The sequence below is a fragment of the Pseudomonas sp. S06B 330 genome (assembly GCF_002845275.2).
Lineage (GTDB): Bacteria > Pseudomonadota > Gammaproteobacteria > Pseudomonadales > Pseudomonadaceae > Aquipseudomonas.
On record NZ_CP088149.1, the window covers coordinates 3,748,652 to 3,760,576 of the forward strand.

The 11,925-nt window shown below is 59.1% G+C and carries 10 protein-coding genes; 5 read left to right on the forward strand and 5 right to left on the reverse strand.

The genetic code is table 11. The features are described from left to right. The first annotated feature begins 22 nt into the window (after positions 1 to 22). Together CX511_RS16655 and yghU are read left to right on the forward strand one after the other, a co-directional pair. On the forward strand, positions 23 to 697 hold the full coding sequence (locus CX511_RS16655; RefSeq protein WP_101292173.1) for a polysaccharide lyase family 7 protein: 675 nt from the start codon (positions 23 to 25) through the stop codon (positions 695 to 697). Positions 698 to 779: 82 nt separating this feature from the next. Next, positions 780 to 1,619, forward strand: coding sequence for a glutathione-dependent disulfide-bond oxidoreductase (yghU, locus tag CX511_RS16660; RefSeq protein ID WP_101292172.1), 840 nt, complete (start codon positions 780 to 782; stop codon positions 1,617 to 1,619). Positions 1,620 to 1,636: 17 nt separating this feature from the next. Here the strand turns inward: yghU and CX511_RS16665 are convergent, their stop codons facing one another. After that, a complete protein-coding gene (locus CX511_RS16665) occupies positions 1,637 to 1,759 on the reverse strand; it encodes a putative transporter small subunit (RefSeq protein ID WP_218187405.1) in 123 nt (40 codons plus the stop codon). Next, the gene (locus CX511_RS16670; protein ID WP_101292171.1) at positions 1,750 to 3,417 is read right to left on the reverse strand and encodes a sodium:solute symporter family protein; all 1,668 of its coding nucleotides are present in this window, start codon (positions 3,415 to 3,417) and stop codon (positions 1,750 to 1,752) included. The genes CX511_RS16665 and CX511_RS16670 overlap by 10 nt, the downstream gene beginning before the upstream one ends. Positions 3,418 to 4,027: 610 nt before the next feature. Between CX511_RS16670 and CX511_RS16675 the strand changes: the two genes are divergently transcribed. The 3 genes from CX511_RS16675 to CX511_RS16685 are packed head-to-tail and all read left to right on the forward strand — an operon-like array spanning position 4,028 to position 8,961. Then, entirely contained in the window at positions 4,028 to 7,447 is a 3,420-nt protein-coding gene (locus CX511_RS16675) for an Ig-like domain-containing protein (protein WP_101292170.1), read from the forward strand. Between the two features lie 23 nt (positions 7,448 to 7,470). After that, positions 7,471 to 8,466, forward strand: a complete 996-nt coding sequence (locus CX511_RS16680) for an SCO family protein (protein ID WP_045188289.1) — start codon at positions 7,471 to 7,473, stop codon at positions 8,464 to 8,466. A gap of 27 nt (positions 8,467 to 8,493) precedes the next feature. Further along, positions 8,494 to 8,961: a copper chaperone PCu(A)C gene (locus CX511_RS16685; RefSeq protein ID WP_045188292.1), complete on the forward strand. Its 468-nt coding sequence runs from the start codon at positions 8,494 to 8,496 to the stop codon at positions 8,959 to 8,961. 25 nt (positions 8,962 to 8,986) lie between these two features. Here CX511_RS16685 and CX511_RS16690 read toward each other — a convergent pair whose 3' ends face one another. The 3 genes from CX511_RS16690 to CX511_RS16700 all read right to left on the reverse strand — a co-directional run bounded on the left by CX511_RS16690 (position 8,987) and on the right by CX511_RS16700 (position 11,893). Next, positions 8,987 to 10,396, reverse strand: coding sequence for an OprD family outer membrane porin (locus CX511_RS16690; protein ID WP_052675663.1), 1,410 nt, complete (start codon positions 10,394 to 10,396; stop codon positions 8,987 to 8,989). Between the two features lie 58 nt (positions 10,397 to 10,454). Continuing rightward, entirely contained in the window at positions 10,455 to 11,381 is a 927-nt protein-coding gene (locus tag CX511_RS16695; protein ID WP_045188294.1) for a SphA family protein, read from the reverse strand. 92 nt (positions 11,382 to 11,473) lie between these two features. Beyond that, positions 11,474 to 11,893, reverse strand: coding sequence for an MAPEG family protein (locus CX511_RS16700; RefSeq protein WP_101292169.1), 420 nt, complete (start codon positions 11,891 to 11,893; stop codon positions 11,474 to 11,476). Between the last annotated feature and the right edge of the window lie 32 nt (positions 11,894 to 11,925).

The window sequence follows — 11,925 nt, forward strand, 5'->3', positions numbered from 1 at the left end:
AGCTTGTTCAGGAGAACACTCTATGACCGTCAATATCAACAACCTGATCATCGCCACTCCGGTACCTAAATCCAGCACCGACCCGGTAGCACTGGAACTCACAGGTGCCGAAGCGCTGGACCGTCTGCCGGCGGTGCTCGCCACCCTCGCCGATGGCTCGGTACGCTTTACCGCGCCCACCAAAGGCGCCTCGAGCAAGAGCACCCACCGCACCCGCTGCGAATGGAAAGAACCGGTGTACTGGGCGCTGGATAGCGCTGACGAGCATCGCAACCACCAGGTCATGACCCTGACCCAGGTCAACCATGCGCAAAAGGTGGTGATCTCACAGTTGCATGTCAAAAACGACGACAGCCCGCCCCTCAAGGTGTTCTGGAACAAGGGCAAGATCAGCTACGGCTTTCGTCAATCCTTCAACCAGGCATCGCCGGCCAGCATCACCCTACTGAACAATGTGCCCCTTGATACGCCGTTCCAGGTCACCGTCGACGTCAGTGGCAGCGGCGTCCTCACGTTGACGGCCAAGTGCAACGGCAACGGCGCCAGCACTGGCCCGCTGCAACTGGACGCCAGTTGGAAGACACGGATCTTCAATTTCCACGGTGGCGTCTACAACCAGGTGGATTACACCGATGCCACACCCGCAAGCGATGCGTCGGTATGCATCCTCAGCACCTTGCAACTGCGCCACGATTGATTTGCCTCTGAGGCTACCGCCAAGGTTATGCTGTTGAGCACACTCGTCTACAGCACATCACGCGCACCAGGAGGTTCGTTTAATGAGCAAAGCAACCTATGTCCCACCTCAGGTCTGGAAACACGACGCACCGTCGGGCGGCGAATTTGCCAACATCAACCGACCCGTCGCCGGACCGACCCATGACAAGGTGCTCCCGGTTGGCAAACACCCCTTGCAGCTTTATTCCTTGGCCACCCCCAATGGCGTAAAAGTCACCATATTGCTTGAAGAATTGCTGGCCCTCGGCTGTAGCGGCGCCGAATACGACGCTTGGCTCATCCGCATTGGCGAAGGCGATCAGTTTTCCAGCGGTTTTGTCCAGATCAACCCCAACTCGAAGATCCCGGCCTTGCTCGACCGTAGCGTCACGCCGGCCACTCGCGTCTTCGAGTCCGGCTCGATCCTGCTGTACCTGGCAGAAAAATTCGGCCACTTCCTGCCCAAGGACCTGACGGAGCGCACCGAGACTTTGAACTGGTTGTTCTGGCAAATGGGCGCGGCCCCTTACCTGGGCGGTGGCTTCGGACATTTCTATGCCTATGCACCGGAGAAGTTCGAGTACCCGATCAACCGCTTCGCCATGGAAACCAAGCGCCAACTGGATGTGCTCGACCGCCGCCTCAGCGAAAGCACGTACCTGGCGGGCGACCATTACAGCATCGCCGATATCGCCATCTGGTCCTGGTACGGTCAGCTGGCACTGGGCAGGCTGTATTCGGCAGGTGAGTTCCTCGCTGTGCACGAATACACCCATGTACAGCGCTGGGCGCAAGAGATTGCCAAGCGCCCTGCTGTGATTCGCGGCTTACGGGTGAACCGCACCTGGGGCGATGAAGCCAGCCAAGTGGCGGAACGGCACACCGCGGCAGATCTGGATTGAACTGGACAGGCGATGAGTCAGATCATCGCCTGTCCGCTTTTGCGGGCAGCACGCAGATCACGCCACAGGGTCACCAACAACACCAGCAGCACCACCAGGGAAATGGCCGGCCAGGCCAGGAAATAAAGGGTTAACCACATACCACTTCTCCTTTGATCGCGGACTGTTCATGCTGGAACGAGGTCACCCGCGTCGCCAGCACAGTGAAGTCGAAACGTTCCTGATTGCGCAGGCTCAGCGCCACGCACACCATCGTGCTAACGCCGTAGGCCGTCAACGAGCTCAGCAGTACGATGTACTCACGCAAGGTGCCAATAGAGAACGGCAGCATGATCGCCAGCGCCAGCGCTCCCACCGCAAGTGCCGCTCGGCGCCCGAAGAAGCCGAAGGTCATCAGCCCCAGCACCACAGCACCACCGACCGCCGCACAGGCCTCAAAGAACACCGCCACCACACCCTCGATAGCAACCCACTCAAAGCGCACCACGCTGAACAGCAGCACCGCCAGCAACACCGACCAGACAAATGCCCGGTTATCTACCCGATCCCAGTAGCAACTGGCGATGACCGGAAAGACGATAGCGCCCCATAACGCACCGACGAACACCAGCATCACCAGAATGTCGAACTGTAGGCTGGCGAAGATCACTCCCAGCAGCGTGGCGATGACCATAGTCGCCCGCCCCCACCACAACATGCGACGCGGGTCCGGACGGCCCTTGGCGAGGTTCTTGCCGTAGACATCGGTCATGACGATAGCCGACAGTGCTGCCAGGTCAGAGTCTGCGGTCGACGACAGCGAACCAATCACCAGGATAAAGAACAAGGCAATGCCCAACGGTGGCAGGTACTGGGAAACCATCTGCGCAATGATGTTGTTCATGTCGCCATTGATCGGTTCCAGCCCGGTAAACAACGCCAACAAGCCGAGCATGCCCAGGCCAATGACTATGGCGCCATAGCCAATGGTGGCGATCAGGAAGGTGGGCTTGATCAGGTCTTCACGTACGGCGAACAAACGCTGGGCGATGGTCTGATTGCCAATCGCGTAGGCCAGCACCGCGACGAAGTAAGGCGCGCCCTGCTCGAGAATGGCCTTGGTTGAGTAGAAGCTGGCTTGTTCCCCGTCCAGGCGCCACAGGTTGGCTGCCAGCAGATCAGGGCCACCGGCATTGAAGAAGATCAGCGGGATAATAATCACTGCAGCCAGGATCATCGCCACCAGTTGAGCGAAATCGGTCATCACCGAGGCGCGAAACCCTGACCAGAGGGTATAGGACAAGACGCCCAGCCCCGCGATCAACACACCTTGGATAAAGGACAAAGGACTGAGCATCGACACCAGGGCGCCGGCGGCGGTGAAATTGACCATTAGACTGATGCAGCTACCGACAATATTTGAGACCGCCATGATCATCTGACTGGAGGTGCCATGCCGGGCATGAAGGATCTCGGCCAACGTATGCGCCTTGGGCGCCAGCTGGCGAAAGCGCTTACCAAAGGGATAGATGAACAGGATCATCAGCGCGCCCCAAAAGCCGTAGTGCAGCGGCCCCGACAGACCGTATTTGAAGCCCGAGGTGGCGCTGGCGTAGAACGAAGCGGCCCAGATCCAGGTGGCGATCATGCTCGCGCTCGACAGACCAAAACCGACCGCGCTGTTGGCAACAATGAATCCATCAACGTTTTCGTTTTTCTCGCGGATCAACAGGGACAGAAGGAACGTGGCGCCGTAGAAGCCAACCAGCAGCAGTATCGCTGAGGTGGCAGAGAGCTGAAAAAAAGCGGTTTCTTGCATTATGCATTTCCTTTTTTCGCAGGGTCGGTCATGCATGACCAGAGCTGGCTGCGAGAAAGCCGTTTGCGCGGGATGCGATGGGCGGCGAGCCCCATGGCAAAACAGTCGAAGCCAATGGACCGCAGTAACGGGTGCGCGCAGGCGGGCGCGAACGGCCAAGGCACACCGCGACGGTGCGAGGTATCTGCGAAAAGGCAGAGGATGCTTCGACGTTTTACGTCGGGCCACTGAGCGTGGCCTGAATGATTGACCTTGCTAAGGCAGGGTCAGGTATGAAGTGCGATGGACGAGTATAAGGACCCGGGCGCGGATGGTCCAGCGTGGGTGCCGGCTCACAAACCTCGATGGCCCTGGAAAGACATGGCCTACAAGTGGGGAAATTTTTTATAAATAACCAAATGTGGGGAACTGCCCCCACACGCCAACAGAATCCGTCACTCGACGATTGGCGTAGTAGTTAGCAAGCTACTGAATAGCCTCAAGCTTTTTCTTTAATGCCCTCGTTTCTCCATCTTGGTGCGGTTTTTGCGCAATGCCCAAACATGTGGCCAATTGATATTTATTGGCCAGCGCTTAAGCCCGCGAACCCGTAGGGACCGAGGTATACGCTATGTACATCACCACGACGCAGCGTCGAGCACCCCACTACCTTTTCCGACTCTCAGGCGTTGCATCGGCGTTGTTAGTCGCATTCAGCACCCTCCAAGCCAGTGCAGTGCCGATGGACGATACGAGCCCACCATCGCCGACAGATCCCTCTGCCTATACCCAGCTTCCCGCTACCCCTCAGGCCGCGCTAGAGGCACTGGAAGCGTTGAAGCTACTGCCAGAAGGCAACCACGGCGCACTCGCCCTGCCCAATGGTGAATACGGCAACAGAAACACTCCGCGTGGCGAAAACGTCTTGCCGCCAGCGCTGCAGACCTCCTTCAACTACCCCACCAATGGCCTGGCCAGCCCGCTGTTTGGCGCGCAACCGTTCACCCAGCAGATGCTCTTGTATGAGGAATTCGGCCCGGAGAAACTCGACCCCACCGTTGAAGCCGGCACCCTTCCCTTCCCCATCCCCACCACCGGGCCAGCCCCCGAACAGGACCCCAACAGCGTCGCCCGTAGTGGCCCCGCGGGCGCCGCGTTGGAGACGTTCTTGCGCCAACCTGGGCTACTGCCGTTCCCCACCCAGAATTCCAACGTTCTCGACCGCAACCCCTGGAAGGCGCAGATCGAAGCCTTCCTCAATCGCCATCCAGTAGGTTCGCCAGCAGAAGGACGGCCACCTGGAAAAGGCTGGTCGCATCAACGCTGGAACGAGTTCTATCCCCAAGCTGCAATCAAGACCGCGCAAGCAGGCGCGCGGGTCAATCAGGGCTTGCGCGACAGCCGGCAAATGCACCACTACGCCCTGGGCGAATTCGGTCCGGGCGGGCTTTATCACAACACCGCAGGTGTCCCCGCCACTGAAGGGACGGCCAAAGGCATCGGCATCCGCTTCCACCCGAACATGCCGATCCAGAACCACAATTCGCTGTGGACGTTCGACGGCACACTGCCGCCAAAACTGCTGATGGCGCGCTACGGGCAACCGATATTGATGCGCCACTACAACGCCCTGCCGATCGACCCGGCGGCCAATGGCGGCTTTGGCCTGCATACCCTCAGCACCCACGAACACAATGGCCACAACCCGGCTGAAAGCGACGGCTACACCAATGCCTTCTTCTTTCCCGGCCAGTACTACGACTACCGCTGGCCAGTGCAACTGGCCGGCTACGACACCATCAACACCAACGCCCAAGACCCAAGGGCCGCGTTCCCGTGTGCACCCGGCGAGACCCTCTGGGTCAACGATGGCAATCCGGGCCGCAAAACCTGCGAGAACGGCAGCATCAAGGTCCGCGGTGACTGGCGCGAGACCATGAGCACCCACTGGTTCCACGATCACATGCTCGATTTCACCGCCCACAACGTCTACAAAGGCAATGCGGCGATGATGAACTACTACAGCGCCCTGGATCGCGGTAACGAGACCATCGAAGACGGCGTCAACCTGCGCCTGCCCAGCGGCACGGCATTGGCATGGGGTAATCGCGACTATGACGTTAACCTGACCATTGCCGACAAAGCCTGGGACCAGAGCGGCCAACTGTGGTTCAACCCTTTCAATATCGACGGCTTCATCGGCGACCAGATGATGGTCAACTGGCTGTATAAGCCCTACTTCGACGTGCGCGCCCGCAGCTATCGCCTGCGCATCCTCAATGGCTCGGTATCGCGCTACATGAAGATCGCCGTGGTCCGCGAAATCCAGGGCAGCAGCGGCGAGTTTCGCGGCCCGCAGGGCTCCGGGGTGTCGTACAACCGGGTGCCGTTCCACATGATTGCCAACGACGGCAACATCATGGAACACGCCGTACCGTTTGACGGCAGCATGGACCTCAATGGCAACGGCGACCTCAAGGACGACAACGGCATCCTGCCGACGCTGGCCATCGCCGAGCGTTACGACATCATCATCAACTTCGCCAAACACGGGATCAAACCCGGCGACAAGATCTTTTTTGTCAACCTTATGGAGCATGACACCGGCAAGGGCCCGAGCGAGGACCCCGTGTCATTGGCCGACGTGCTCTCGGAGAAGTATAAGGCGGTCGTCGACCAAACCAGCAAGGGTCCAAGGTGGCGTGATGGCGACCCGGTGATCGGCAAGTTTTTGCAGTTCAACGTTAAGGCTTACACCGGCCAGGACCAAAGCATGGACCCCGTGGCCTTTGAGCCCGCCAAGCCGGGCAAAGCCGCCGGCAAGAAAATGATCCCGCTGACCATCGATCGAAACGATCCGACCATGCAGGCCAAGCTCAAAAAGGCACGCCATCGCAGCTTCGAATTTGGTCGCTCCGACGGCACAGACACCGCGCCCTGGACGATCAAGACTGACGGCGGCTTTGGCTACTCCATGGACCCGCGGCGCATCACCGCCGCGCCGAAACTGGCCAACGGCCCCTCCGACGCGGGTTACGGCGGCGACGGCACCCTGGAAGTCTGGAAAATCAAAAATGGTGGCAACGGCTGGAGCCACCCGGTACACGTGCACTTCGAGGAAGGGGTGATTCTCAACCGCGACGGCAACGCGCCACCCGAGTGGGAAAAGTGGGCGCGTAAAGACCTCTACCGGGTTGGCCCGGAAGTGGACAGCTCCGGCGAAGTCGAGATGGCAATTCGCTTCCGCGAATTCGCCGGTACGTTCATGGAGCACTGTCACAACACCCAGCATGAAGACAGTTCCATGTTGCTGCGTTTTGACCTGGAGAACCCTGGCCAATTCGAGCTGATGCCTTCACCGATGCCGACCTGGGACGGTGTGGCGTACATCAGCTCCGCCGCCCTGCCCAACTTCCGTGATGAGGACAATGAAGGGCCGGGCGATGGTGACGATGAAGACAATCAATTGCCTGTTGCCAGGGACGACAGTGGCGCCACCAAAGCTGCTGTGCCCATCACCCTGAATATCCTGGCCAACGACAGCGACGCGGATGGCGACCTGCCGCTGACAGTCGTCAGCCTCGGGCAACCGGACTCTGGCCAGGGCAGTGTCAGCACTGACGGTACCCGCGTGACCTTCATCCCACCGGTGACGGTAAACGAAGCCTACAGCGCGCTCTTCGAATACAAGGTCAAAGATGCTCGCGGGGCGGTGTCGCAACTGCCGGCCAACGTCAGGATCGCCGTTAGCCCGGCGGTTGTTGAAGAGGATCAGAACCTCAAAGTGACCAGCGCCAGCGTCACGGTACGCAGCAACAGCCGCTATGCCTGGGACATTTCCGGAACCAGTTCACTGAAGATCGGTAACACCCTTGCAGTCAGTGCATCGACCACCAGCGGACTGTTGAACCTGGGCACCGCCACGGTGTTGTCCGGCGGCAACTGGCGGCTGTCTGCGAGCACCACAGGCGCAGGGCCAGCACCGAACCCGACGGTGACGATCAAGTCCGCCAACGGCAAAGCCGTCACTGCGCCCTTAACGGTGCGCTGAACCCGGATCAGGAGGCAAACGTCATGGCCGGCAACACCTGGAAGAGACTCAAGCGTTGGCTGCTGGTGCTGACGCTCGGCAGCGCGCAGTGCTCGCTTGCGGCCATCAGTGACAGCGACCCTGGGCAACAATGGGGGCGGGACTACTTTCCCAACACGCCGCTGATCAATCAGGACGGGCAGTCAGTACGTTTTTTTGACGACCTGATCAAGGACAAGGTGGTGGCGATCAACTTCATCTTCACCACCTGCACTGACTCCTGCCCCTTGGAAACCGCGCGCTTGCGCCAAGTGCAGAAACTGCTCGGTGAGCGCGTGGGCCAGGATGTGTTTTTCTACTCGATCAGTATCGACCCAGAAACCGATACCCCCGAAGCGCTCAAGCACTACAAAGAGGCCTTCAAGATTGGCCCCGGCTGGCAGTTTTTGACCGGCAACAAGGACGACATCACCGTGCTGCGGCAAAAGCTCGGCCTGTTCATGAAGGGTGTCGACGACGGGCAAACCAAGGACCATAACCTCAGCCTGATCATCGGCAATCAAAGCACCGGGCGCTGGATGAAGACATCGCCCATGGAGAACCCCTATGTGCTAGCCGATCGGCTCGGCAAAAGCCTGCACAACTGGAAGCTGGTCAGTGCCAACACCAACGACAGTGCCGCAGCGCCCAGTGTGCGTCCGCCCAGCGCGGGCGAGCAGATTTATCGCACGCGCTGCTCCTCTTGCCACACCCTCGGTGATACCGAGCACGCCGGAATGCGCAGCATCGGCCCCGATTTGCTCGGGGTCACCCGGCAACGTGACCCGGTCTGGCTCACGCGCTGGATCAAGGAACCCAATCTGATGCTGGAAGAGAAAGATCCGTTGGCCATGCAGCTGTACGAACAATACAACCGTCTGGCGATGCCGAATCTACGTTTGGGCGACCTGGAGATCTCGGCGTTGCTGACCTACCTGGAAGAAGAGACCGAACGCTTGCAGGCACGGCCAAGCCTTACAGCCAAGCACAACAACCGGTGACATCACCACTATTGAGGGGATTCGCGCATGGCTACCCGCCTCCTGGTATTTTCCGCGCTCTTCGCTTGCAGCACCCTGGGTATGGCTCAGGACTATCAGCTCGGCGAGCTGCTGATCAGTAACCCGTGGTCGCGTGAACTGCCGGTCGAGCTGCCCGGTGGTTCGGCCTACTTCACCGTTAGCAATCTGGGGAACCAGAGTGATCGCCTGATCGCCGTCAGCAGCTCTCGTGCACAACAGGCCAAACTGCATACCCAGGCCGCCACGGATGTCTTGATGAGCATGCAACATGTGGCGGTCATGGATATTCCGGCTCAGGCGCAGGTGACACTGCAACCAGGCGGCAACCATGTGATGTTGTCTGGAACCGATCAACCGCTCAAAGCTGGCGAGCAGTTCCCGCTGATGCTGGAATTCGAAAGGGCCGGCAAGGTTGAAGTGCTGGTCAACGTACAACCCGCCGAAGCACAAGACGGGCACGCTCACAGTCATTGACCAGGCATGCGCCATCACCTGTCGATCAGAAGAAATTGACCGGATAATCGACAATCAGCCGGTACTCATCGGCACTGCTGTTGCCGCGGGTGTTGCCTGGCGCGGTATAGCCGTCACCCTCGCGGTGGGTGGCCCAGCGCAGGGTCAGGGACAAATCCTTGGCCGCCCCTGCAGGCACCACATACTTGAGCGCAACATCGCGCTCCCAATGCTTGGCATCCTTACCGTCAGGATTGTAGATGTAGCCATAACCGATGCTGTTGGGGTCCACGCGGGTCAAGTCTGCTTCGCCGCGTGTGTAGGCGACGATCAGTTGCATTGACGGCGCATCAAGGACGCTCAAGTTGGTTTCGTACTGCAAACGCCAGGACTTCTCGCCAGGGCCGTTGAAATCCGCAAACTGCTGGGAGTTGCTCAGATAGAGAAAAATCCGATCGTCCTGGGTGAGGTAATCAAACGGGGTTCTGCCATCGACCTTCTGCAAGCCAAGAATCAGGGTCTGTCCGTATGCCGTCGCGGCTATTCCGCCACTGTAGGTATCGTTGTCAATTCGTCCCAACTGACTGCGGCCCTGGTCGGTTGTTCTGTACCAATGCAGGTAGGGTTTCAGGGTCAGTTGCTCCCCCACCTGGAAGCGCTCTGAAATGCCGAGGTAATACTGGTCCCAGATGTCTTCGAGCTGGCCGCCGTAAACGGTGAGCTGCAGCCCCTGAAGCGTGTTGTAACTGCCGCCGAGCCAGGCCACATGAGGACTTTCCCGGTCGGCTGTGCCCGCACCATAGGCGGTGACCAGGTGGCTGTGCCCACTCTGGTTACGCAAACGGGTGGACTCGACAAAACCCGCGTCTAGCCACAGGTCATTCAGACTGTGGTTCTTGAGCGTTACGCCACGGTACCCCTGGGGAAACAAGCGACTGGTGCCGCTGCCGACCAGAGGATTTTCCACCAACTGATCCCCCGCCTTGACCAAGGTATCGAGGTAGCGCAGCTTGAGTGCAGCACCGGCACTGGAAAACTCATCTTCAGGCGCGCCGGATGCATCCAATGGCAGCAAACCGGCGCCACCGCTCCCTCCTCCGCCATCGAGTTTCAGGCCCAGAAAGGCATGAGCATCAACACCCACCCCAATCGGGGTATCGGTAAAGCCGGAGCGAAATGACAACAGAAAGCCTTGGGCCCACTCGGTCGGATCACGCCGCACCAAGTCCGAATGGTTATCGCGCTGAAAGTAGTAGTTCCTGAGCACACCATCCAGGCGCGAGCCCTGCACCAGGCCTGGCGCTATTGCCAGCTCGACGGCTTGGCGGTCATTGACGCCGGTGAAGATGGTGTCCTTCTGGCCCATAGCATTGTCCGCCTCAGCCGGCAGGGCCCAGAGCAGGCTCCAACTCAGGGGCAGCAGCAGTAAACGACGATCAATAGCACCTGTAATCATCTGCAGTGCGCCCATGCTTGGCCAAGAAGTGGAAATGTAGCGTAGTTGACGCAGGCGGCTAGAACGGCAGCAGATAACGCAGCGTCAGTTGGTTGCCCTCGGAGCGATTTCTGGCACCTTGCTCGACATAGTAGTTAGCGAAAAAGCTCTGCGAGCCGTGGCGATACATCACACCGGGACCAAACCCCAGCACACGCTCTTTGGAATCTGATTGGCGCGTTCCATCAATGCGATCGGCAGAAACCTGCTGCAACTGATAACCGGCCAAGCCCACTCGCCAGGCCTCGGACACGGCATACGACACAGCGAAGTTACTGTGAAAAGCTTCCCCTGGCTGGATGCTGTTTGCTTGCAGGTGCGCGCCTGGGTCGTCATTGCGGCTGGACCAGGCGTAGTGCAGACGGCCACTGACTTCGAGTCGATCGGTCAGCTCCCAGGTAAAGGCGTAGTGCGGACTGACCACCCAGACATTGCTGCCAACATTGATACTGGCGTCACTGTCGTAATCGCCGGTTGGCGCGGTGATCACCAGGTTCAGGCGCTGCCAATAGGGCCGCCCAAACAGCGACACCGGCGCCCACTGCAGGAGCATGGGGCTGAAAATCAGATCGCCTTGACGTGTTCGCGAGCCATCAGGGCCGCCGTCGATATCCAGATCAAGATTAACGATCGGCAGTAACACTTCGGCACCATAGTAAGCGCCGAGGATTTTGTGCTGACTGATGTAGGCAAGGTGCGGCAGCACGGTGGTGCTTTGTACTTTTTGCCGACCTGGCACCGCGTTGCCGCGAGGGTCTGTTGCATCACTGGAGCGGTAATGCTGGATCGGCAGTTCGAACAATACCCCCGGCCCGACGACGCCATCCATAAAACTTGTGTTACCTAGCGGCAACGGCGGCAAGCTGACGGCATCCGCTTGCGCCTCGGTGTTAGCGAGTGTTGTGAGGGTCGAAAACAGTACTACAGGTAGTGCGCGAGGTTTCATCCGGGTCTCCATACAGCGCACATAGGCAGCGCGCAGGAAGCTTAGGATTGCGACGACAACCGCACAATACCTCTAAAATCGCCCACATTGTTCTATTTTATGAACACTAAGAAGAGGTGAACTGCCCAAACAGTGGCAACTGCCAATTGCACAGCGAACGCGGCAAACCTGATGAAAACCGCTGTGGTGCTTCGCGAGAGCAAGTGGACACAGGACTGGATCAGTCGCGCGCCGAGCAACGTATAGGCCAAAGGATCCGTGATCGCTGTTTGTCCCGTGATCAACGCCAACAGCAACAAACCACCGAAAATCGGCAGCCCTTCCACGCAGTTTGCGTGCGCCCGCGCCAAGCGTTGCATGAAGGGGGAAAGATTGCCGTTGTCCGGTCTGAACTCATTGGCGGGCACGCCTTTGAACATCACCAGATACCCTCGCAGCAGCTCCATCAGAATAAGCAGTGCCAACGCCCACGCGATGAATCCGACCAACGTAATTGCGCTTGGGTTTGCCATTGGAGTGCCCTCTTGAGCGTCATGCAATTAGC